The organism is Kibdelosporangium philippinense, assembly GCF_021390435.2.
GTDB lineage: Bacteria > Actinomycetota > Actinomycetes > Mycobacteriales > Pseudonocardiaceae > Kibdelosporangium > Kibdelosporangium philippinense.
In genome coordinates, this window is sequence record NZ_JAJVCN010000004.1 from 687,562 (window position 1) to 708,833 (window position 21,272).

Annotated in this window: 24 protein-coding genes and 1 pseudogene; 7 read left to right on the plus strand and 18 right to left on the minus strand. The window is 63.2% G+C overall.

Annotation, left to right across the window (positions count from 1 at the left end):
- Positions 1-37: 37 nt before the first annotated feature.
- The 5 genes from LWC34_RS45955 to LWC34_RS45975 all read right to left on the minus strand — a co-directional run bounded on the left by LWC34_RS45955 (position 38) and on the right by LWC34_RS45975 (position 4,300).
- The gene (locus LWC34_RS45955; protein ID WP_233731563.1) at positions 38-466 is read right to left on the minus strand and encodes a hypothetical protein; all 429 of its coding nucleotides are present in this window, start codon (positions 464-466) and stop codon (positions 38-40) included.
- 231 nt (positions 467-697) lie between these two features.
- Entirely contained in the window at positions 698-1,900 is a 1,203-nt protein-coding gene (locus LWC34_RS45960) for an MFS transporter (protein ID WP_233734079.1), read from the minus strand.
- Between the two features lie 253 nt (positions 1,901-2,153).
- Positions 2,154-2,810: a transposase family protein gene (locus tag LWC34_RS45965; protein ID WP_233731564.1), complete on the minus strand. Its 657-nt coding sequence runs from the start codon at positions 2,808-2,810 to the stop codon at positions 2,154-2,156.
- A gap of 117 nt (positions 2,811-2,927) precedes the next feature.
- Positions 2,928-3,758, minus strand: a complete 831-nt coding sequence (locus LWC34_RS45970; RefSeq protein ID WP_233722715.1) for a transposase family protein — start codon at positions 3,756-3,758, stop codon at positions 2,928-2,930.
- Positions 3,759-3,997: 239 nt separating this feature from the next.
- Entirely contained in the window at positions 3,998-4,300 is a 303-nt protein-coding gene (locus tag LWC34_RS45975; protein WP_233731565.1) for a hypothetical protein, read from the minus strand.
- Positions 4,301-4,474: 174 nt separating this feature from the next.
- On the opposite strand from LWC34_RS45975, the gene LWC34_RS45980 reads away from it, so the two are divergent.
- A complete protein-coding gene (locus LWC34_RS45980; protein WP_233731566.1) occupies positions 4,475-4,945 on the plus strand; it encodes a hypothetical protein in 471 nt (156 codons plus the stop codon).
- A gap of 46 nt (positions 4,946-4,991) precedes the next feature.
- Here the strand turns inward: LWC34_RS45980 and LWC34_RS45985 are convergent, their stop codons facing one another.
- The 6 genes and pseudogenes from LWC34_RS45985 to LWC34_RS46010 all read right to left on the minus strand — a co-directional run bounded on the left by LWC34_RS45985 (position 4,992) and on the right by LWC34_RS46010 (position 10,847).
- Complete coding sequence (locus tag LWC34_RS45985) at positions 4,992-5,945, minus strand: ABC transporter permease (RefSeq protein ID WP_233731567.1); 954 nt, start codon at positions 5,943-5,945, stop codon at positions 4,992-4,994.
- A complete protein-coding gene (locus tag LWC34_RS45990) occupies positions 5,942-6,907 on the minus strand; it encodes an ABC transporter permease (protein WP_233731568.1) in 966 nt (321 codons plus the stop codon). The genes LWC34_RS45985 and LWC34_RS45990 overlap by 4 nt, the downstream gene beginning before the upstream one ends.
- Positions 6,904-8,232, minus strand: coding sequence for a sugar ABC transporter ATP-binding protein (locus tag LWC34_RS45995; RefSeq protein ID WP_233731569.1), 1,329 nt, complete (start codon positions 8,230-8,232; stop codon positions 6,904-6,906). The genes LWC34_RS45990 and LWC34_RS45995 overlap by 4 nt, the downstream gene beginning before the upstream one ends.
- Positions 8,233-8,248: 16 nt before the next feature.
- Positions 8,249-8,362, minus strand: a pseudogene (locus LWC34_RS57515) (ATP-binding cassette domain-containing protein); the annotation flags it as partial.
- Positions 8,363-8,414: 52 nt separating this feature from the next.
- Positions 8,415-9,470 carry an ABC transporter substrate-binding protein gene (locus LWC34_RS46005; protein WP_233731570.1) on the minus strand — a complete coding sequence of 352 codons (1,056 nt, stop codon included), beginning with the start codon at positions 9,468-9,470 and terminating at the stop codon, positions 8,415-8,417.
- A gap of 75 nt (positions 9,471-9,545) precedes the next feature.
- A complete protein-coding gene (locus LWC34_RS46010) occupies positions 9,546-10,847 on the minus strand; it encodes a Gfo/Idh/MocA family protein (RefSeq protein ID WP_233731571.1) in 1,302 nt (433 codons plus the stop codon).
- A 146-nt stretch (positions 10,848-10,993) separates the two neighbouring features.
- On the opposite strand from LWC34_RS46010, the gene LWC34_RS46015 reads away from it, so the two are divergent.
- The 4 genes from LWC34_RS46015 to LWC34_RS46030 all read left to right on the plus strand — a co-directional run bounded on the left by LWC34_RS46015 (position 10,994) and on the right by LWC34_RS46030 (position 14,177).
- Positions 10,994-12,100, plus strand: a complete 1,107-nt coding sequence (locus LWC34_RS46015; protein ID WP_233731572.1) for a sensor histidine kinase — start codon at positions 10,994-10,996, stop codon at positions 12,098-12,100.
- A complete protein-coding gene (locus tag LWC34_RS46020; protein ID WP_233731573.1) occupies positions 12,097-12,792 on the plus strand; it encodes a response regulator in 696 nt (231 codons plus the stop codon). The genes LWC34_RS46015 and LWC34_RS46020 overlap by 4 nt, the downstream gene beginning before the upstream one ends.
- 238 nt (positions 12,793-13,030) lie before the next feature.
- Positions 13,031-13,396, plus strand: a complete 366-nt coding sequence (locus LWC34_RS46025; protein WP_233731574.1) for a hypothetical protein — start codon at positions 13,031-13,033, stop codon at positions 13,394-13,396.
- Positions 13,397-13,619: 223 nt separating this feature from the next.
- On the plus strand, positions 13,620-14,177 hold the full coding sequence (locus LWC34_RS46030) for an RICIN domain-containing protein (protein ID WP_233731575.1): 558 nt from the start codon (positions 13,620-13,622) through the stop codon (positions 14,175-14,177).
- A gap of 83 nt (positions 14,178-14,260) precedes the next feature.
- Here LWC34_RS46030 and LWC34_RS46035 read toward each other — a convergent pair whose 3' ends face one another.
- From LWC34_RS46035 to LWC34_RS46050, 4 genes are all read right to left on the minus strand, one after another.
- Entirely contained in the window at positions 14,261-15,529 is a 1,269-nt protein-coding gene (locus tag LWC34_RS46035; RefSeq protein WP_233723845.1) for an IS110 family RNA-guided transposase, read from the minus strand.
- 218 nt (positions 15,530-15,747) lie between these two features.
- Positions 15,748-16,926 carry an MAB_1171c family putative transporter gene (locus LWC34_RS46040; RefSeq protein ID WP_233731576.1) on the minus strand — a complete coding sequence of 393 codons (1,179 nt, stop codon included), beginning with the start codon at positions 16,924-16,926 and terminating at the stop codon, positions 15,748-15,750.
- Positions 16,927-16,930: 4 nt separating this feature from the next.
- Positions 16,931-17,398: a toxin gene (locus LWC34_RS46045; RefSeq protein ID WP_233731577.1), complete on the minus strand. Its 468-nt coding sequence runs from the start codon at positions 17,396-17,398 to the stop codon at positions 16,931-16,933.
- Between the two features lie 44 nt (positions 17,399-17,442).
- A complete protein-coding gene (locus LWC34_RS46050) occupies positions 17,443-17,868 on the minus strand; it encodes a helix-turn-helix domain-containing protein (protein WP_233731578.1) in 426 nt (141 codons plus the stop codon).
- Between the two features lie 314 nt (positions 17,869-18,182).
- Here LWC34_RS46050 and LWC34_RS46055 point away from each other — a divergent pair, with 314 nt between their 5' ends.
- Positions 18,183-18,920, plus strand: a complete 738-nt coding sequence (locus LWC34_RS46055) for an AfsR/SARP family transcriptional regulator (protein WP_233731579.1) — start codon at positions 18,183-18,185, stop codon at positions 18,918-18,920.
- Positions 18,921-18,959: 39 nt separating this feature from the next.
- On the opposite strand, the gene LWC34_RS46060 is transcribed toward LWC34_RS46055, so the two are convergent.
- Both LWC34_RS46060 and LWC34_RS46065 read right to left on the minus strand, forming a co-directional pair.
- Entirely contained in the window at positions 18,960-19,244 is a 285-nt protein-coding gene (locus LWC34_RS46060; RefSeq protein WP_233731580.1) for a DUF6355 family natural product biosynthesis protein, read from the minus strand.
- A gap of 79 nt (positions 19,245-19,323) precedes the next feature.
- A complete protein-coding gene (locus LWC34_RS46065; protein WP_233731581.1) occupies positions 19,324-19,476 on the minus strand; it encodes a hypothetical protein in 153 nt (50 codons plus the stop codon).
- Between the two features lie 103 nt (positions 19,477-19,579).
- Here LWC34_RS46065 and LWC34_RS46070 point away from each other — a divergent pair, with 103 nt between their 5' ends.
- Positions 19,580-19,738 (plus strand): hypothetical protein, encoded by a 159-nt coding sequence (locus tag LWC34_RS46070; protein ID WP_233731582.1) that lies wholly within the window; start codon positions 19,580-19,582, stop codon positions 19,736-19,738.
- A 6-nt stretch (positions 19,739-19,744) separates the two neighbouring features.
- On the opposite strand, the gene LWC34_RS46075 is transcribed toward LWC34_RS46070, so the two are convergent.
- Positions 19,745-21,268 carry an AMP-binding protein gene (locus tag LWC34_RS46075; protein WP_233731583.1) on the minus strand — a complete coding sequence of 508 codons (1,524 nt, stop codon included), beginning with the start codon at positions 21,266-21,268 and terminating at the stop codon, positions 19,745-19,747.
- Positions 21,269-21,272: the final 4 nt, after the last annotated feature.

Genomic DNA, 21,272 nt, shown 5'->3' on the forward strand with positions numbered 1-21,272 from the left:
CGTCATCAAGTCGCGGCCGACATCGGCCTCGTCCATATCAACCTTGCTCACGGATGCACCAGCCTCCTACCCCACGAGGGCACAAGTGTCTAGTACGGCAGCCGCACCTTGTGATATTTGAGGTGTTGTCGCTGGTACCGTAGTGGTTCTGGGCTCGTTTGTGGGTGACCACGAGGTCGGTGGTGCGGGGGACGGTGGCCAGCAGGTGTGGTCCGTCGTGGACGTGGATGGTGGTCTCGTCCAGGCTGATGGTGAGGACTTTGCGGGCGTGCTGGCGGCCGATCAGGATGCGTTGACGGGCGACCATGATGCCGCCGCTGCTGGGGACGATTAGTTCGACGGTGAGCGGCTGGGCTGCTGGTGGTCCGGCTGGTCGGGCTCCGCGCAGGGAGGCCACGGCCGGGGGGTCAGCGGGGCTGGCCATAGTGCGCAGCAGGGTGCGATCGGTCGGGTCGAGCACTGACATGACACCGGCTTCGAAACGCAGGATGACCCAGCGGCCAGCCAGGGAGAACCCGACACCACCGCAGAAGCGGCGTCTGCTCGATGAGCCACCACACGGGATCTGGTGCTGGTGGCCTGGCGAGGCCAGTGGGGCAGGAGAATCTCCTCGTGGATGGCCTTCACCACGCCCGCGCGGCCGTCAAGGAATAATCTGGACCAGGACGTCGGCAATCGCCGACCTGCGTCTGCGTGGTCACACAGGGGCGAACTTCCGTAGCGGTGACCTGCACAGCCACAAGGTGGGCAATGCTGCGCCGAGTGCGGAGATGGCCAGGGTTGGGGCCAGTCCGATGGCGCTGCCGAGTGCGCCGCCGAGCAGGGCGCCAAGTGGGCGGGTACCGAAGCTGACGGCCATGAAGGCCCCCCTGACCCTGGACCGCAGCTCGTCAGGGACCCGTGCGCTAAATATCGTGCCGACGCTGATGTCCCGGATGGCGTGCCCGAAGTCGACCACTACGTATGCCATCAGAATGAGCGCCGGCCAGCCAATCAGCGGGATTGTCAACAACGGCAACGAAGACAGCAGAACCCCGGAGGTCAAGGTTCTGCCAACGCCGATGCGGCGGGCCACGCGGGCGGCGGACGCGGACGCGAGCAGGCCGCCGACCGAACCGACCGCAAGTGACAGCCCGATTAGTGTGGGGCTCAGGTGCACCTGCTCGACCAGGTACAGCACTACTATCGCGCTGAACATCATCTGGAACAGGTTAGTCGTCGCAGTCACTGACAGGACTTCGCGGATATCTCGTGTGCGCGCAATGTACCTGAACCCCGCACCGACAGATGTCCGCTCTGTTGCCTGCGGTGGCTCAAGTACTCTGATTCCACCGATCAGGAACGCGGACACCAAGAACGACACCGCGTCGAGAAGCAACGCCCCCGGGGCCGATAATGCCGAGACAGCCATCCCGCCGAGAGCTGGACCAACCAGGAATGCCAGGGATTTACTCCCCTCTGTTAGGGCCTGGCCCTCGACATACCGGTCCGGCGGTACCAACGCAACAAAAACGGTGTTCTCACTCACCGTGAAAAGCGTCGAGAAAATGCCAAACACGAAAACCGTGACGAATAGTTGCGTCATGGTTAGCACGTCGAATGCGTGGCTGATCCACAAGCTCCCCAATAGCGCGAGTCGGGCGACGTCGGATGCGATCATCACAGCCCGGCGTCGCCCGAAACGATCCGCGAGTACTCCTGCATGTACTGAGAAAAGCAGACTAGGAAACCATGCTAGGGCGGCGAGAATGCCCATTTCAGCAACACTGGCGTCAAGGGCGACCGCCGCAGTCAGTGGAACTGCGACTGTCGTCACCCCGTCCCCAATGACGGAAACGGTCGCGGCAAGCCATAGCCGCCGAAAACCACTCTCTCTGAGCAGTGGTGGAATTCTAACCATGGTTGCCCTGTCTTGAACATACAATCAGTACGTCGAATTTCACCAGCCTGGGTTCTTGCCTCCTCCGCCCATGGACTCCCACCTCCCTTGAAGGCTTCCGTGTAAAAACAATGACAAGCTACCCGAGCGTCCCTAAACTGGCAACGTCTACCGCAAGGTAATGCCCGAACAAACATTCCACTCTGCCCGAAATTCCCTGAAAGGAAAGGTGAAGGTAACAATTATCTCAAAGGTAGAGCGTTATTCATGAGGGTTACCAGCCGAGTCGATAGAACTCGAGCGATGTGATGATCCGGATGATGTTGGGGAGCTCGGAAAGGCGTCCTCGATAGCCGGTCGCAATCATCTTCCAGTTCTTGATATGCGCGATACATCGCTCGACGGCGGATCGAAGTGAGGAGATGAATTTATTGTTCACCTTGTCGCCAGCCGAGAGCTCGCCGCCCTGTGGCTTTTTGCGAGGCGTAATCGTGTGAGTGCCCTGATAGGCAGGGTCACCGATGACTGAGGTCTCGGCCAGAAGATCTTCCCAGTCACACTCGGCGAACGCTTTCCGGTCATGCATCGAGCCAGGCAGAGGGGCGGATATTCCCAGCAGGCCTCCCTCCGTATCGGCGGCGACCTGGATGTTCAGCCCCGCGCGGCGCCGCTTGCCGGAGAAGTTGTCTTCGTGACCAGCACGGTTGCCGGTCGGGACATCGGTTCCGTCGACCAGGACGAGCCGGCCGCGGATGGCCTCCTTGAGGTTTGGAATGTGCAGGCACAGGGCCTGCCCAATCAATGGGAGAATGCCTCGATAGATCCGCGATACGGTCGACTGACTGACGCCGAACAGATCGCCCACGGCCGCCTGGTTCAGATTCTGTCGGACGTACACCAAAGTGATCACGACAGCGCGATACAGTCCCACGGTCGGAGGCCACGCTTGGTTCTCATGGCATTGGATGATCTGCCAGATGCGCGCGACAAGCTCCTGGATCTGGTCAGCAGCAAGCCCTGTAGTAGACTGAGGTGATCTCAGCGACTTTCACGCGATCTTGCCGTGTTCGAAATGCGTGAGGACAAGGGCGGCTTTGACGATGTCGCCGATCTTGCTGGGGCTGGCGGTGAGATGCCGCAGGCTGCGCCAGCGTCCGGTGAGTAGGGCGAAACCACGTTCGCCCAGACACCGTAGGCCACGCAGCAGAGCGTTGCGTGTGCGGGTGTCCACGTCGAGGACCTGGCCATCGGCAGGCTGTTTGACCGGGGTGTGCACGCCGATGCCGGCACCGTCGTAGCCGCCATCGGCCAGCGTCGGCAGATCAAGGTGCGAGGCGGCCCAGTACAGCGCACCCAGCACATGCTCGCGCGCCACGGTCAAGTCATGGAGTGAACCGGGCTCGACATCCGAGACCCACCACGGAAAACCGTCCGGCGCGCACAGCGCTTGGATGTTGCCGCCGTGCTCGCGGGCTTTGCCGGAGTACCACAGGTCGATCGGCTCGCCTTTCACGCTCAACGTTTTCTCGCTACAGCGATCGGCGGAGAAGACCTTTCCATCGAGGATCACGTAGGCCGTGCCCTCATCCTTGGCCCGCTGCAGGGCCTCATGCAGGTCCGGCGCCTGCTCGGCGAGCACGATGACGACCTCATCCAAGTAGCGGTAGCCGGTGGCGCGGGAGATGCCGTGATCGCGAGCCAGGGCGGGGACGTCGGTGTTCTGCCGGAACCAGCGCAGGCCCAGCACCGCGTGGCGAAAGCAGGTCAACGCCCTGCTGTTCTTGCGGGTGCCGCGTCGGCGGCGTTCGGCGTGCAGCAGCCGGCTGAGGTAGAGGGCCAGTTCACGCGGGACATCGAGCATGGCACGATACGCAATCACGGGGAGCCTTCTGGTCCGGACTTGATCTTCGCAATCCAGTTCTACCAAGGGCTCCCCGCCCATCTTTCCCCGGGTCTCACCACTCCCCAGCACATCGACCAGCGCTCGTCCGAGCAGCTTCGCGGCTCAACAAACGAACCAGAATCTTGGTGAGATTACCTCACTGATAACGCAACGACCCCGCCTGTAAGTTGTCTTCTGCGACAGGAAAACGATCTTACTTGCCTGGGGTCGTTGTCCTATTTTGAGGTGATCAAGTCGCCAGAATGACGCTCTTTGTCTTGAACTTGCCACGACGCCATGAACGGATACTTGCCGTCTGGCACTTCCGTACCACCGACGATATTCGTCTGCGGTGGCGGGGCGGCGTGTGCGACGCCCGGCAAACCGGTGAGGCCGACAGCCACCGCGGCTGCCGCTGCGATCATCGCAAATCTTGTTCGCATATCGCGAAAATCCTCTCGTCGACGGCCCGTGCGGACCGCCGCGAGTTCTATCGGGAACGAGATAAGCGGCGGATAAGCGTTCTTCTTTATCCGCATAGCCCTTTCGGGAGTACGGCGGCGCCGTGACCTGGCGGTCGAGCGGGGCGATCAGGCGGCACGACTACGCCACGTTGACCGTTTCCCACTGCCGAGGTCGACGGGAAACCCCTCCCGCGCGCGTCCATGGCCGACGCACGCTGTCCACGATGCCAAGGGAAAGAGGTTCCGATGGTGAGGAAAGCTCTGGGATTCATGGTGATCGCGTGCCTGGCGATGATATTCAGCGCTGGTACCGCTGGCGCCACCGACACAAGCCGTCCTGCACAGGCCGATGAGGAAGTCCTGGCGTCCTCGAAGTGCTCCGGCACTGCGGGGTACGGGGTGATCCGTTACCAAGTGTGTGTCCGGTACACCTGCAACGCCAGCGCGTGTGCCCATCAGGGGTACCTCGGTGTAATCAACACCGCGTCGAGTGCCCGGACCGTCAGGTGGAACCTTGACTGGAGCCGGATCGGTGCTCCGTGGCGCGACGACGACTCGGGTTCGGTGGCGCTCGCCGCTGGTCAGCAGCAAACCATCGACTCCGACACCATCGTCCGTACCGAGCCCTGCGGTTTCACGGGGCAGCGGCTGCTGACCGTCGGATACGGCTCCGGCACGAGTGCTCCGATCCAGGTCGAACAGTTCATGGCCTGCGCCTAGTGTCGCATGCGCCCTCCGGCACGGTGGAAAAACCGGGTCGGAGGGCCTACTGCCGCAATGCTGCACTCCGCGCGTAAACCCAGGCGAGGGACAGGATGATGGCGCCGTACAGGATTTGTTTGACCGGCTCGTCGACGGTGAGCAGGTTGAGCATTGTGTCGAGTACGGCAAGGATCAGCGCGCCAAGGATCGTCCCGGTGTAGCCGCCGATGCCACCGAAGATCGACGTGCCGCCGATCACCGCGGCGGCGATGGACGGCAGCAGCGATGTTCCGGCGAGCTGAAGGTCGACTGATCCGCTGCGGCCGCCGATGAGGATCCCGGCGACCGCGGCGAGCAGGGCGCACAAGGTATAGACAGCTGTCTCAACTTGCCAGATCCGGACGCCTGCGAGCCTGCACGCTTCCCGGTTGGCGCCGACGGCGTAGATCAGCCTGCCGAGGCCCGTGCGGCGCAGTCCGACAACGAGTGCGCTTCCCAGCAGCAGCCACACCAACAGGTTCCACGGGATGGGGCCGATGATCGTGCCGCCGCCGAGTTCGAGCACGAGTTCGGACATCCGCGTCGCGCCGCCGAGGAAAGTCTGGCTGCCCACGGTCAGCAGACCCGTCAGGATGCCGGACATGCCGAGCGTCATGATCAACGGGTTGACCCCGAACACACCGATGGCCAAGCCGTTCACCAGGCCGACTCCGAGGCCGACGAGCAGCCCGGACGTGATGGCGATGGCGGGCCCCTGCGAGGATTGCACGCCCGCGACATACGCAGCCGCGGTGGCGGTCATCGCGACCGACAGGTCGATTCCGCCGGTGAGCATGCACAGCGTCTGCCCGCCGGCGAGCAACGCGAGCGGCGCGGTGACCAGCAGGGTGTTGCGGAGCTGGTCCAGGCTGAGGAAATTGCTGTCGATCAAGCCGTTGGCCACGATCAAAGCCACCAAAACCCCGGCAAGGGCAAGCATCGAACGGTCGGCGCCAGCGACTCGGTTCAGCGTGGTCATGCCGACCTCCTGGTCCGCAGGAGTCCACCGGCCAGTACGACAAGCACAAGCAGCAGCCCGTTGATGACCTGCCCATAGGATGGATCGACGCCAAGGCCGAGCATGATGTTCGGAATCAGGTACAGGCACCAGACGGCGATCACCGGCCCGAGCAGCCCGCCGACACCGCCGGTCAACGCCACTCCGCCCAAAACGATGGCGGCCACGGAGGTGAGCGTTGACGTCATCGCGATGGTCGCTTGTGGACTGCCGCCCGCTGTGAAGGCGGTGACAGCGATCCCGGCCAGCCCACTGAACAAGCCGGCTACAGTGTATGTGATCACCTTGGTACGCAAGGGATCCACACCGGACAGGTACGCGGCATCGCTGTCACTGCCGACAGCGTAGATCGCGATCCCGGCCCGGGAACGGCGCAATGGCGTCCACATCACCAGAAGCGGGACCAGCAAGCACAGCAAAGCTGGCCACCAGTCGCTGCCGGAACCGAGCACGAGTGCCTGGAATCCCTCGGAAGTTCCGCCACCAGGCGCCCGAAGTACGAACAGTGCCGCGCCGCCCCACATGAAGCTCGTTGCCAGCGTCACGATGATGTCCGGGATCCCGGAAGCGCGTATGGCCAGGCCAGTGAGCGCGCCGATCGTGGCGGCGACGACCAAGCAGCCGACCGCGATCAACAACGAACCGCTGAGGCTGGTTTCTTCCATCAACCGCGCCGACAGGCAGTTGACCAACACCATCACGGCGCCGACGGACAGGTCGATGCCGCCACCGATCACGACAATCGCCTGTGCCATGGCCAAATACGCCAATGCCAGCGTCGAAGCGAGCATTGTCTGGATCTCGAACGCGCCGAAACCTGCGGTCTGGCCAGCGTTCCACGCCAGCAGCATGGCGAACAACACGATCACGGCACCGGTCCACGCGTGCCGGTGGATGACGCGCGACGCGGCGGGGGCTGTCATCGCGGATCGGCAAGCGTGTCGGCGAGGCCGTGTGCCGCGTTGAGCAGCGTGGCCTCGTCAGCCTCGCTCGCAGGCATCTCAGCGGCGACGCGGCCATCGAAGAGCACCAGCACCCGGTCGCAAGCCAGTGGGATCTCACGTAGTTCGCTGGTGAACATCAGCACCGAATTGCCCGCGGCGGCCAGTTCGCCGAACAGGTCGTAGATCTGATGCTTGGTGCCGACATCGATGCCGCGGGTCGGGTCGTAGCACAGCAAACTGGCGAAGCCGCCGACCAGCCAGCGCCCGATGGCCACTTTCTGCTGGTTGCCGCCGGACAACCGGCGGACCTGATCCTGCGCCCTCGTGTCGATGGACAGCCGGTCGATCGTCTCGGTGACCTGCTGTCGCTCACGGTCAGCGTTGATCCATCCCCAACGGCGTGGCGCGGCGTAGCGGGCGATCGCGAGGTTTTCCCGCACCGAACGTTGGGGCAACAGCGCGTGCCGACGGTCGGACGGTACCAGGGTGAGTCCGTGCCGGATCGCTTGCCGGGGATGGCGGGCGACCAACCGTTGCCCGTCAACGAAAATCTCGCCGCCCGCGGCATGACGGTCGCCAGCCAACATCGCGAACAACTCGTCCTGGCCCTGTCCTTCCAGCCCGGTGATGCCCAGTACTTCACCTTTGGCCAACGTGAAGGACACGTCACGCACCCGCCGGCCCCCAGTAAACCCAGCACCGGACAGCTCGCGCACCCGCAACGCCGGTTCGCCTGGCAGTACATGGGAAGTACGCACCACTTGCTGTGGCTGGGTGACCGCCAACGCGGCACGCTCGCCGAGCATGGCCGCCACGATGTGCTGCTCGGTGGCTTCGGCGGTGGGATGGGTGACGACGTTGCGGCCGTCACGCAGCACGGTCACCCGGTCGCAGATCTCCTGGACCTCCAACAGCCTGTGGGAGATGAAAAGCACGGACTGGCCCGTGTCCCTGGCCCGTCGGATCGCGGTGAACACGCGGTCGGCGTAGTCGGCGGGCAGGGCAGCCGTCATCTCGTCGAGCAACAGCAACTTGGGTTCGTGTGCCAATGCGCGCGCCAGGTCGAGCATTCGCAGTAACGGCAACGGTAATCCGCGCGCCAGCGAACCAAGTTCGACATCGTCGAGGCCGAGTTCGCCAAGCCTGCGCCGAAACGCGCCCCGATCGGTACCGGTGAGCCGGAGGTTCTCGGCCACCGTGAGGTCGGGGACGAACGCCGGATCTTGGAAGACCGGCGCGATGCCGCTTGCGCGTGCCTTGGCGGGGGGAGCGGAGCCGGACCGGGCGGCCGGCGACTTCGACAACTCCGCCGTCGGGCTGCAGCACCCCGCTCAGGATTTTGACGAGCGTGCTTTTGCCACCCCCGTTGGCGCCCACCAGAGCATGGACCTCGCCCGGCGTCACTGTGAGGTCGACCGACTGCAGGGCCGCCACCGGTCCGTACCGCTTGGCGACCCCGCGAGTGTCCAAAAGTGACTCGGTGATGTCAGTCTCCCGGGCCCTTGCAAGCAAACAATTGTTCAGGCGTGTAGTCGGTGTACGGCTTCACTTCGACCTGTGAGCTGTACGTCGGATCCCGGTCGGGGAAGTAGTTCTTCCGCAACTGGTCCTTGGCCGACTGGAAGTCCCAGACCTGCGGGGTGAGCAACGCTTCGCGCGGCATCTGCTTGCCGTCCAACACATCCAGTGCGATCGACGTGCCGACCCCGCCGATGGTCGCCGGGTTGGTCACCGCGGCACCGTTGAGCCCGTTGCCGTTCAAGGTGAGCAGCTGGTTGATGAACTCGTTGTTGTCGGCGCCGACGATCGGCACGAACGGCTTGTTCAGCGTCTGGAACGACCGGACAACCGTGTAGTCGATGCCGGAGGTCCAGACACCGTCGATCTTGGTTGACGAGTTCAGCAGATCCAGCGCCTGCTGCCCGCCCTTCGAGTAGTCCCAGCCGGTGAAGACCTCCTTGACCACCTTGATGCCGGGATACTTCGCGATCGCCTCGGTGAACCCCTTGTGCCGGTCGTCATCGGCCGGGACACCGGCGATGCCGCGCATTTCGACCACGTTGCCGTTGCCGCCCAATGCTTTGGCGAGCCATTCGCCGCCGAGCCTGCCGTAGGCAACCTGGTCGTTGGTTGCCGTGTACGCGGTCGGCTCGCTGACCGCCTGGTCCACCGAGACCACCACGATGTCTTTTTCCTTGGCCTGCTTGATAACCGGGTTGAGCTTCTCCCGATCGGACGGGTTGACGATGATCGCGTTGACCCCTTGCGAGATCAGGCTGCGCAGATCGGCGATCTGTTCGGTCGGGCCGCCGTTGCGGTTGGCGACGACAACCTTGCTGACCTTGCCGCTGGCCAGTGCCTCGGCCTTGACCGCGCAGATCATCTCCTCCCGCCAGCCGTTGCCGACCAGCGTGTTGCTCACCCCGATCACGTACTTGCGGTCACCGTCAGTGCTGTTCGGTTCGCCGCAGGCCACAAGGCCTGCCGTGACGAGCCCCAAGATCGCGGGGGTGACTGCCCGACGTGCGCCATTCCAGACCATCTCCGCTTCCCTCCCTTGGGGAGCAGTTGTCCAGACCTGCGAAGCGATCAGCGTAGGGCCGGGTTTTTGAGCAGGTCAAGGACCATCTGGTTGATCGCAGACGAGGCGATCTTCGAACTCGCCGGTCTGTTCGTCCTTGAGGATCAGCTTGATTCGGCCATCCGGCAGGGTCTCCCGTTTGATCACGGTACGTCCGTCGTGCGTGGCGGCGGTGCGTGTCACCCGCGGTGTGCTGCCCGCGCGCCACTGGACATCGATGGGCTCCCATGACCGCGAGGCGACCGATCGGTAGCAGGCGTCCATGATCGCGTTGACCACGTACCCGTCGTAGAACGTCTCGGTCGGCTGGGTGCCTTGGTCGAGCGCGTCGAACATGTCCGTGAACATGTCCACGTAACCAAGTTCGCCGATCTCGTCGCCGACCGGGTAGATCCAGCCGGACTCGGACTCGGCCTTCTCGGCGACGTAACCGCCACCGCCGCTGGAGAACATCTCGAAACCGGTGCGCAGGAAGTGGTTGAGCCAGATCGTGCCCTCGCTGCCCTGCACCTCGTCGTGCAGGTCCATCCCGCCGCGGAACGTCCACGACACCTCGAACTGGCCGATCGCGCCGCTGTCGAACTTCACCAGCCCGACCGCGTTGTCCTCGGCCTCGATGGGGTGCACCAAAGTGTCCGCCCAGCACATCACCTCGACCGGCCGGTTGCCCTTGCCGACGAACCCGCGAATGATCTCGACGCAGTGGCAGCCAAGGTCAACGATCGCGCCGCCGCCTGCCTTCCGCGTGTCCCAGAACCAGGCACTGTGCGGACCAGGATGCGTTTCGCGGGAGCGCACCCACAGCACATCGCCGACCGCGCCACGGCGCACGGCTTCGACGGCCTTGAGCGTCTTCGGTGTGTAGACAAGGTCTTCGAGGTACCCAGCGAACACTCCCGCGTTCTCAACGATGTCTAGGATCCGCTTTGCCTCCTCGGCCGTGCGTCCCAACGGTTTGGTGCACAACACGGCCTTGCCTGCCGCCGCGGACAATGCGACGGCTTCCTCGTGCAGATCGTTCGGCAGGCCGATGACCACGATGTCGGTATCGGGGTGCTCGATGGCCGCGCGCAGATCCGTGGTGTGGTGCGGGATTTCCCAGCGTTGCGCGAACGCTGCGGCACGCTCCGCTGACCGGGAATATGCGACCGTGACCTGGTCCATGCCACGCCGTCCGGACAACGCCGTCGCGTAGAAGTCACCGATGAGCCCGGTGCCGAGCAAGCTGATCCGGTGTGCGCTACCCACCTGCACCTCCTGAGCCGTGTCGTACGTACCTACATACCGAGTTCTCCGTTCCAGCACAATGAGTTCGGTGCTGAACCGGAAGGTGTGCATGGCACTAAACTGATCACAAGTCGATGGCTGGTCATCTTGTTGACTGAGCGTGACGGTGGTGGCTATGCTCTCGTCACGGTCAGTTTAGTGATCAGGCTTGCCGGTCACCATTATCTTGCTGATCAGGGGGAGGTGAGGGGGCATTGTTGTTGTGCCGTCATCCGATCGTCGGCGATGTGGTGCTGACGGTCGCCGTTACGGGGGCAGCCATACAGGTCGCCGATCCAATTGGCCGTGCCCCCGCAGCCGTGGGCTATGGACTTGCCGCATTCACCGGGCTGCCGCTGTTGGTACGAAGGCGCTTTCCCGCTGTGGTCCTGGTTCTGACCGTGCTCGCGTTGAGCGCGTTCTTTGTGCTCCGGTTCCAGACTTCGGTCGGTTTCTTCGGTCCTCTTGTTGCCGCGTATACGGTTGCGGTCGATTACACGTTGCCTGTCTCGGCCGGGATGGTCGCGGTGTCGCTCGTGATCACCAAACTGAGTGTGGTGCTGGGGCATGTAGAGGGTTGGCTTGATGGACTTCCGCACCTGCTCACGCAAGGGATTCTTGCGGTCGCGATCGGACATGCGGTTCGGTCGCGTCGGCACAGCGCATCTCGTGCCAAGCGCGCGGTTACCGAGGAGCGTGCGTGGGTTGCCCGTGAATTGCACGATGTTGTCGGCCATCACATCGCGGTGGTCTCGGTACACGCGAACCTCGCGCAACGCTTGCTGGAGTCCGACTCGGGCGCGTCGAGCAGGGCGTTGCACGCGATCAGCTCCACCAGCAACGAATCGCTCGACGAGTTGCGACGTCTGCTGCACGCGCTTCGCTCGAATGACGAACTCGTCGGTCCAGCCAGTGTTTCGACCGGATTGCTCACATCGACCGTTGTCGACCGGCTCGTGCGGCGGATAAAGGCCGCAGGTGTGCCTGTGAATGTGCGAGTGGTCGGCACACCTCGTGCGTTGCCGCCAGCGCTTGAACTGTGTGCCTACCGGGTGATCCAGGAATCGCTGACGAACGTCGTCAAACACGCGGAACAGGCCACAGTGGATGTTTGTCTCGACTATCAGGACGACTTTTTCGCGGCCAGTGTGGCGAACACAGGCCTGCCGTCCTCCGCAGACCCGCGTACCGGCCGCGGTCTGGCAGGGATGCGAGAGCGGGCAAACCAGTGCGGTGGCGTCGTGCGCTGTGAACCGTTGGCAAGCGGGGGTTTCCGCGTGGACCTACGCCTGCCGCTGATGCCGGAGGCGATGAGATCCCCGTGATCAGCGTGTTGGTCGTCGACGACGAGGACCTGCTTCGGTCTGGCTTCGCGGCGCTCGTGGACACAAGCGCGGACGCGTACGTGGTCGGCGAGGCACGAAACGGCAAGGAAGCCGTGGCCATGGCGGAACAACTGACCCCGGACGTCGTGCTCATGGACATCAGGATGCCAGCGCTTGACGGAGTCGAAGCCACTGCGGAAATCCTGTCACAGTCCGGTGTGGACAAACCAGCGATCCTGATGCTGACGGTGCTGGATGTCGACCAGTATGTCTACGCCGCACTTCGCGCTGGAGCGGCGGGATTCCTGCTGAAGGATACCTCTGTCGACATGTTGCACAATGGTATTCGTGTTGTCGCGAAAGGCGAACGGCTGTTCGCGGAGACCGTCACACGACGACTCGTTGAGGCCTATACCCGGCGTGGAATCCATTCGACCGGATTCGCCGGGCGCCTGGACGTGCTGACCGAGCGAGAGCTCGAAGTGGTCCGGTTGGCCGGTATGGGCATGACCAATGGGGATATCGCGGCGAAACTGTTCATCGGTGCGGCCACCGTCAAGACACATCTCAACCGCGCCATGGCGAAGCTGCATATTTCCAGCAGGGCGCAGATTGTTGTGTTCGCCTACGAAAGCGGACTTGTCGTCCCTGGCCAGATGGAGCTGAACGCGCTCGTTCGCGACGACGGGTAAGCGGTACCGCCAAAGTTTACCTCGGCTACGACGTCGGTCTGTCGATCCTCGGCGCCGGACGCGTCCATACTGATCTCGGCCCGCCTGGCCACATCGTTTACCGGTTGATGTCGATGGAATGCCTCGCCTGTCCACAGTGGAAGGTAGTCCGCGCTGGCGACGGGAATGGCGCCTCACGAAGTCGATCGAACCGAATTGGCCGTTCACTGAGATGACACAACCAAGGAGTGGGAACACTATGAAAATGAAGATCCTTGCTGGTGTGACCACCGCGTTGGCGGCGATCGCGATCCCGGCTGCGAGCAGCGCCTCGGCAGAGCCGGCAACGGCAGGAACTCAGGTTGCCGACAACACCACACTCGCCTGCGGTGCGAATGTGACGTCATGGGGCAACGGCTGGAGACTCACCTGGCACAACTGCTGGGGCGACAACCTCTACCCGGTGGCGCCGGTCCTCTCCAACGGGAAGGGAAACACTTACACCTGGCTCCATCAGTGCAAAGCGTCTCCTGCGGGCAGCATCGTGCACTGGGACACGCCCCGTAAAGAAATCACACCAGAGCCAGCCAGCTTCGTCACCATAACCGGCTGCTCCTTCCCCTAATCGTCAGTAATCAAGGGTGTGTCTGGCGGGCGTCCGCCAGACACACCCGATCAGACGCAGATCTTCCTGGGCGCCAAGAGCATTGCGCGGACAGCGACAACGGAGCATGACCGTCGTCCGGGCCCTGGCGACGTAGCCGGCCAAACGAGTCTGCCGTCATTCCACGAACCAATGGAGGAAACCAACCATGCGAAACAGATTTCTCGCCAGCGCCGGAGCTCCCGTGGCGCTCACCGTCGCCGTGCTGGCACTGCTGTTCTCGATGAGCGGGGTCACCAGCGCTGAACCAGGCGTGCCGGGCCCCAGCGCGAGCCCGCCGGTCGGCACGTCAGACCCAAGAGTGAACAGACCGGATTGTGACTCAAGGATGCATCCGTCCTGGCGCCATTGGGAATTTGAGGCAGCCGACAGCGGCCTCGTCATGGACGTGAAAAACGCGGTCCGGGATGTCATCGTCTGGCGTGACACCAACGGGACAAATCAAACGTGGGTGGTGGAGCCTGCCGCCGAAGGTGGTTCGTACCTGCATCCGTGCTACGACCGAACGAAGTGCCTCGACGTGCCAAATGGCCAGTACGTGAACAACACCCCGCTGATCGTCTTCGCCTGTAACGGGGCGCATAACCAGCGATTCGGGTTTGCCGGTTCATGGATCGTGCCATTCCACAGTCCGACCAGTAAGTGTCTCAATGTCGACCATGGCATCGTTGAAGGACGACGGGTCATCCTGTGGAACTGTGATGGCGCCATCAACAGCCAGTGGCAGTTCCACCCAATGTAAGCACTGATCCGAAAATCGATGGTGAGTGGGCAGGCCGAAGGCACCCGGCGTAGCGCAGCGGAGCCGGGTTGGTAGTTGGGTTGTCAGGCCGCGGGTTCGAGGGTGACGCGATAGCCCAGAGCGGCCAGTTGGCTGATGTGGTTGCGGACCTTGCGTTGAGTGTTGGTGTGCTGGACGAAGTAGTCGGCGCCGAGGTCACGGAACCGGGCGTTGGGGTCGGATAACAGGTGCCACATGATCACGAGAATGGAACGGCCGACCGCGACGATGGCCTTCTTGGCGCCACTGCGGCGAGCGATGCGCCGGTAGCGTTCGCCGAGAAAAGTGTTGGTCCTGCTGGCGGACACTGCGGCCTCGCCCAGGATTCGGGCCAGGTAAGGGTTGCCGTGCCCGGTGGCAGCTTTGCCTTTCTTCTTGCCGGCCGACTCCGACACCCCGGGAGCGAACTTGGCCCAGGAACACAGGTGGCCCGGAGTTGGGAAGCGTGCCATGTCCAGCCCGATCTCGGCGATGGCTACCTGGGCGGCGGTGCGCCCGACGCCGGTGATCTCATCAAGCTGGTCGACCGCTGTGGCGAAAGGGGCGATCAACTCCTCGATCGCGGCATCCACTCGGGCGACGTCAGCGATCCCGGCATCCACCCGGGCCAGCATGGTCGACAACAGGAACGCGTGATGATCGGTGAAAAACCCGGTGAACGCCTCTTCCAGCCTGCCGATCTTGCGCCGCATCGAGGTGCGGGCCAGCTGCGCGAGTACCTTCGGGTCCCGCTGCCCGGCGACCAGCGCGGCCAGCATGGCCCGGCCGGACACCCCGAAGATGTCCGAGACCACCACCGAGAGCTTGATCTGGGCATCTTCCAGGAGCTTTTCCACCCGCTGCTTCTCCGCGGTGCAGACCTCGACCAGGTCACGCCGATACCGGGTCAGATCCCGTAGCCGGCGGATCGGTGACGGCGGGACAAAACTGGGCCGGATCATCTGCCGTTCGGCGACCTTGCACAACCACACCGCGTCCAATCGATCCGTCTTCGGCCGGCCGGGCAGATGCTTGACATCGCGGGCGTTGACCAGCCAGGTCTCGAACCCGTGCGCCTCCAACAGGTAGAACACCGGCTTCCAATAGTCCGATGTGGACTCCATGACCACCCGGGTCACGCCCAGCCCGGCCAGCCGATCAGCCAGCACCAGCAACGACCGGGTCATCGTCGAGTACGGCCGGACCTCCTGCAGCCGCTTACCCGGACGCGCCTCATCGGGCACCCGGACACAACACATCACCTCGGCCTTACCGATATCCAACGCGGCCACCCGCGCGATGATCTCCTCGTTGTCCTGTGTCTGCTCCAACATCGGCCTCTCCCCGAGCGTCCGGCGGGGCGGCTACCCGCGGGAGCCCAGGCAACAACGAATCTGATCCGCGTGCTCGAAGCAACAATCAAGGGCCCACCAAGGGCTCCCAGCGTCCGACTAACGCACGGCCTTCACAGACCATAGAGACAACGACGTCAGCGGGCAGCCAACACCGATTTTCACCCCTCAACGGGCGTCTTCACCAGAGGACAGACTGACTAACGCAGGGACTCCACGATCGCGGAGACGATGGGCGAGCGGTGGTACGCCTGACTGACCTTGACCAGCCAGGCTGTTTCCGCGTCGAAGTCCTGTGCCCAGCGCAGTTGTGGCGGTCGGTGGTCCGGGGGTGCGGCGGCCTTGCTGTTGGTGTGTGCGGACACCGCTGCCGCGATGACGGCGGCCTCAGCGACGGCCTGCGCGTCATCCTCGGTCAGGCCCGACCGCATGGCCCGCTGCTTGGCCAGATGGATGGTGTTCTCGTCCAGATGGTCGCGCAGCGGGCCTACCAGTGCGTCGCGGATGCCGATAACTCGTTGGCGTAGCCGGGAATTCCGGCTTCGCAAGGCCGCGCCTGGCATGGCCGCCCGGGCCGGGGTGAGTGCCTCCCACAGCGGCGTCAGCTGGTGATAGGCACGAAGCCGGTGCCAGTACCTGGCCACGCGTGGTCCCCATGACGGGATCGTCATACCTGTCACCAGGAAGCACACTCCCGGCGCGGAGAACAGGAACTGGATGCCATGCACCCCGTTCTCCTCGTAGGGCAAAGTGTAGCCCATGCTGACGATCGCTTGGTAAATCACCTTGTGGATCAGCATGAGCAGCCAGATAAGGCAGCCAAGACCCATGAAGCGAACGCCGACCCGCAGGAAGGTGCGCTCAATGGCCATGCTTCGCCAACGGACGAGCATGATGTCGACAAGGACGATGATGTTGTGGGTTTCCCAGATCAGGTCGTAGACGAGCACGCCTGGATCGTGCGTGCCGCTCGGCCCGACAATGGGCAGTCCGATACGCAGCGGACCGATCACGTACCCGATCAGCAGCAATGGCAGTGCCACCGCGAACAGCCCATGACCGAAGCGCAGGCGTTTGCGCATACGGCCGATGGGTGTGGACACACGGATGACGAACAGGTGGGCGTAGCAGGACATGGCCATCCACGCGATGTGCTGGATGACCTGAGGCAGGCTGGGAATTCGCCCGAGCAGGTCGTAGGCCAACCAGTAGAACGGCGCCCAGCCAAGCAGATAGACCACGAACAGGTTCACCATCGCCAGCGACAGCGCCCTGCCCGCGGGAACCTTGTGATCCTCACGCCAGGTCGTGGCTCGATAGGCGACCGCGATGGCGATGGTCACCAGCGCGACGAGATGGACAATGCTGGCCAGGGGCATTCGGTTACGGTTCCAGCGCCTGGCTCAGCCGGTCGCTCATCTCGGTGAGTTCCCCGTGCGTGCGGCGTGGCCGTGTGTCGATCTTCTCCGAGATCAGATAAGCCATGGTCTCCGCTTCGGCCTCGTGCTGGTCGGAGAAACCCGCGTGCTGCCGGGCCAGCATGATCTTGAGGGTTGCGTCGCTCAGATCGGGGAAGATGGTGGCCAGCGCCTGCTCGACGGGCTCGGATCCCGGGTGCTCGCAGAGAATATGTCCCAGTTCGTGCAACACGATGTGGTCTTGGTGGACAGGCGTGGTCTCACGCTCGTAACAGATGTAGTCCACGCCGGCTCCAGCCATCCACAGCCCGCATGCGCCCGAAGCCGACATAGGTACCGCCATCAGCACGATCGGCCTGCCCCGCCGTTCGCCGACCGAGTGGCATAACTCTTGTACGTCGCGAGTTTCCGGGAGCGCCAGTTGGCTCACCACGCGCCGGCACCGCCGTTCGACCTGGCGGAGCCCGCGGTGCCACCTCAACTTCGGCGCCTCCCAGCATGGTCAGAGTCGAGCCCTTCCAGCTTGCGAAGCTGCTCGGTCATGGCCGTGACGGTCTCAAGGCTGCCATCGGACAGACCGACCATTCTAGCGGCCACCCGAGCGATGCCGGCGTCACGCAGCAACGCGGCCAAGGCGATCTGAGCACTGACCGGTTCGGAGAGCTCGTCGTCGAGGAAGTAGGCGGCCGAGACACCGAAAAACTTCCCCAGTTTCTCCAGGGTGTCCTTGGTCGGATTGACGTTCTTGCCCGAACGCAGTGCGGAGAGCAGTCCAGTGGACAGGCCGGTCGCTTGTGCCACCTCGGGATGCGTGAAAGGTTTGCGATTACGCGGATGTACTTCCCTGAACAGGTAGTCCACCTTCTCGGCCAGGGTTTGCGGGCCCGGCTGCTTCTTGGTCACGGACTACCTCCCACCACCATGCGGATCAGTAAACTGATCGCTTCATGCAAGGTTATCACCAGCGAGTGGTGACGCGTCGCCAATGACCGCAATGCCGGGCCAGGCAATCGTCGGCCAGCGTGCGTCCTCGCCGACGAAAGCGTCAATGCCAGACCGTCCCGTGACACCTGAGTCACGCCATGGCTCGGCCTTGTGGCCCTGAACAGGCAGGTGCTTTTCGAATGGTCGCGGAAACCACTGTCAAACGCCACTTGGCTGTTTCAGCGTGGCGTGAAATGGTTGTGTACCAGGTGTTCTGTGGAACCATCTGTGACATGGCGGGAAGTCGCGCGGCTGACGTGGAATTCCGGGTACTCGGGTCCGTCCAGGTCCTGTACGGCAACCGGCCGCTGCCGCTTCCGGCAGGCCGGGTCCGGGCACTGTTGGCAGTACTCTTGTTGCGGGCCAACCAGGTGGTGACGGTGGGGGAACTGGCCGACTGCCTGTGGGAGGGAATACGGCCGGTCCATCAGCGTGGGGCCGTCCAGACACATGCTGGCCGTCTTCGCCGGGTGCTTGGCGAGGGGCTCGTGCACACCACTTCGACGGGATACGTGATCCACGTTCAGCCGGACCAGTTGGACCTGACGCGTTTCCGACGGCTGACCGAGCAAGCAGACCGTGTGGCCGATTGTGCTTCGAAGGTCGTACTTCTTGAACAAGCGCTAGCGCTGTGGCGGGACGAACCCCTGGCTGACGTTCGCTTGCTCAGGGACGCGTTTCCTCAGTTGGTCGAGGAGCGTTTGCACGCCGTGGAACGACTGATGGACGCCCGCATGCGCCTCGGGCAGCACGCTCGTGTGGTCGCGCAGTTGACATCGCTCAGCCGGGATCATCCACTGCGGGAACGGTTCTGGGCTCAGCTGATGCTGGCGCTGTACCGTTGCGACCGTCAGGCGGATGCTTTACAGGCTTACCAGACTATTTCTCGCCGTTTGGCCGACGAACTCGGCCTTGACCCTGGTGACGAGCTGCAGGCGTTGCACCATTCGATTCTTTGCCGATCGGTCTGACAACCGGCCACGGGAGCTTTCCCGTGGCCGGTTCCTATGTCAGCAGCCTACTTTCGCGAAGTGTGCGAAGCTGACAACGTTCGACGGGCCGAGATACTTGTCCTGCCACGGGGCGGAACAGTATGTCCATTCGTCTCTGTCGTTCCAGTTGTCGACCTTGATGGTCACCCAGTTGTCGCCGCAGTGGTTGTAGTAGGCGTTGATATCCTTGTAGAAGCCGCACGGTGCATCATCGGCGTTGGCAGTTGACGCCGTGACAGCGAATGGCGCGATCGTGGTAGCCAGTACAACGGCCGCAGCCGCCCACTTCCTGCCGAGTTTCATCAGGACTCCGTAATCTCAACGAACTTCGGGACTGTCCCAGCAGACCACGGGCCGTCTTCATTCCACTGTCATCCGGCCGTCACCCGCTGGCCAAGGCGCGGAGGTCGGCTTCTACGATGGTCGGCAGACCATCGGCGAAATGGGGGATGAGATGGCAGACCACTACGAGGACGTCAGTATGGCGGTCAGGTTCGAGCGGCCGTTCCAGCTCTGGTACTACAATGTCTCGCATCAGGTGTTGTTGTTGCGCAGCAACATGAGTGTCGACAGGTCAACCAGGATCGACGTGATGTTCCGTGGCGTGACGGAGATGCGGCTGCCTGCCAGACTGCTACGTGTTCTCACTGGAAGCGGACGACTTCAAAGGCGGCTACGCGGTCGCGTGGAACATGTACTTCGCTGAGGACAAGGGCATCTACGACGAGGCATCGCTGCTCGACACCGGCGTCGCCATACCGGAGGGCGCCGCCATCCGGGTCGGGCAATACCTCTGACTGAACTCACCGCGGCAGGGCGCGTTTGAGGATTTTCCCGCTGGCTGTCAGCGGCATCGTGTCGACGAATTCGATGATCCGCGGGTACTTGTAGGCCGCGAGGCGTTCTGTGGCCCACGTGCGGAGCTCGACCTCGGTCAGGTCTCCTGAGCGGACAACCACAGCCTTGATCTCTTCGCCGCGGTCTTTGTCTGGGATCCCGATCACGGCTGCCAGTGTCACATCGGGATGATCCATCAGCACCTCTTCGATCTCTCGCGGGTACACGTTGAAGCCACCGCGAATGATCAGGTCCTTCTTCCGGTCGACGAGGTAGTAGTAGCCGTCTTCGTCGCGGCGTCCGATGTCACCGGCGCGAAACCACCCGTCTGCCAACACTTCTGCCGTCTCGGCAAGGCGGCCACGGTATCCGGTGAACATACTCAGGCTACGGACCGCGATCTCACCGGGACCTTCGATCGTCGACCAGTCGTCGTCGACAAGGCGCATCCCGAAACCGGCGATCGGTACACCGACAGAGCCTTGTCGTGGCTCGATACTGGATGATGTGCAGCTCACCACACCGCACGTCTCCGAAAGGCCATATCCCTCAAGCACTTCGACACCGAAATGCTCACGCATCCGGTGGTGGACATCTGCTGGCAGCGCGGCGCCACCGGACAATGCCTTACGCAGCTGTAGTTTCTCCTGTTGTGGAACTTCGAGCACCCGCGAGTACATTGTGGGCATTCCCGCGAAAATCGTGACTTGGTGACGCGCAATCAGTTCGAGCACCACGTGCTCATCGAACCGCGGCACGAGCACGACTGTGCCACCGTAGGCGAAAGCCGCGTTCAGGACTACGGTCTGGGCGAACGAGTGGAACAACGGGAGGACACACAAGAACACGTCTGGCCGGTCCAGGTCTGCGCCAAACGTGTCGTTACCGGCGAGTGCGTTGAGGCGCATGCCACGGTGTGTCAGTTCGGCGCCCTTTGGCTGCCCGCTTGTGCCTGAAGTGTAGAGCACGACCGCAGTGTCCGTTTCGGACATGTCGACGGTGGTGAATTCTGCGGAATGTTCAGCCAACTCGCTTACGAAGTCGACGATGCCGTCAGTGGTTGCTTCGCTCGTTGCGATGTGTACGAAGTGGACACAGGTGTCGATCTTGCCGAAGGCCTTCAAGGCCTCGTCGCCGACTGGCAGCTGGGGCGATCCCTCGAAGGCCACGTAGGCCTTCGCACCCGAATCCTTCAGGTGGTAGGCGATCTCTGTGGCTTTGAGCAAGATGTTGAGGGAGACGACAGTCAGCCCGGCCTTCAGGGCTCCGAGGTAGACGACGGGGAAGTAGAACGAGTTGGGGCATGAGAGGGCCACGGTGCCGCCAGGCTGCAGACCCAACGAGCTCAACAGGTTGGCGGCGCGGTTGGTGAGGGCGTCGATCGCCGCGTAACTCAGCCGCAGCTCGCCGTCGACCACTGCGATCCGTTCTGGGACCTGCGCGGCCGTCGACTCCAGGCTGTCCGAGCGGACTGGTCGCAAGCCAGGCAAGAGT

Excerpts from the sequence above, each read along its gene's own strand:
- LWC34_RS46040 (WP_233731576.1), bottom strand. The coding sequence starts at position 16,926 with ATGCCCCTGGCCAGCATTGTCCATCTCGTCGCGCTGGTGACCATCGCC.
- LWC34_RS45975 (WP_233731565.1), bottom strand. The coding sequence starts at position 4,300 with ATGCGGATAAAGAAGAACGCTTATCCGCCGCTTATCTCGTTCCCGATA.
- LWC34_RS46025 (WP_233731574.1), top strand. The coding sequence starts at position 13,031 with ATGAAAATGAAGATCCTTGCTGGTGTGACCACCGCGTTGGCGGCGATC.
- LWC34_RS46035 (WP_233723845.1), bottom strand. The coding sequence starts at position 15,529 with ATGTTGGAGCAGACACAGGACAACGAGGAGATCATCGCGCGGGTGGCC.
- LWC34_RS46055 (WP_233731579.1), top strand. The coding sequence starts at position 18,183 with ATGGCGGGAAGTCGCGCGGCTGACGTGGAATTCCGGGTACTCGGGTCC.
- LWC34_RS46065 (WP_233731581.1), bottom strand. The coding sequence starts at position 19,476 with ATGCGAGACATTGTAGTACCAGAGCTGGAACGGCCGCTCGAACCTGAC.
- LWC34_RS46060 (WP_233731580.1), bottom strand. The coding sequence starts at position 19,244 with ATGAAACTCGGCAGGAAGTGGGCGGCTGCGGCCGTTGTACTGGCTACC.
- LWC34_RS45985 (WP_233731567.1), bottom strand. The coding sequence starts at position 5,945 with ATGACCACGCTGAACCGAGTCGCTGGCGCCGACCGTTCGATGCTTGCC.
- LWC34_RS45990 (WP_233731568.1), bottom strand. The coding sequence starts at position 6,907 with ATGACAGCCCCCGCCGCGTCGCGCGTCATCCACCGGCACGCGTGGACC.
- LWC34_RS46010 (WP_233731571.1), bottom strand. The coding sequence starts at position 10,847 with ATGCACACCTTCCGGTTCAGCACCGAACTCATTGTGCTGGAACGGAGA.
- LWC34_RS46005 (WP_233731570.1), bottom strand. The coding sequence starts at position 9,470 with ATGGTCTGGAATGGCGCACGTCGGGCAGTCACCCCCGCGATCTTGGGG.
- LWC34_RS45955 (WP_233731563.1), bottom strand. The coding sequence starts at position 466 with ATGTCAGTGCTCGACCCGACCGATCGCACCCTGCTGCGCACTATGGCC.
- LWC34_RS45960 (WP_233734079.1), bottom strand. The coding sequence starts at position 1,900 with ATGGTTAGAATTCCACCACTGCTCAGAGAGAGTGGTTTTCGGCGGCTA.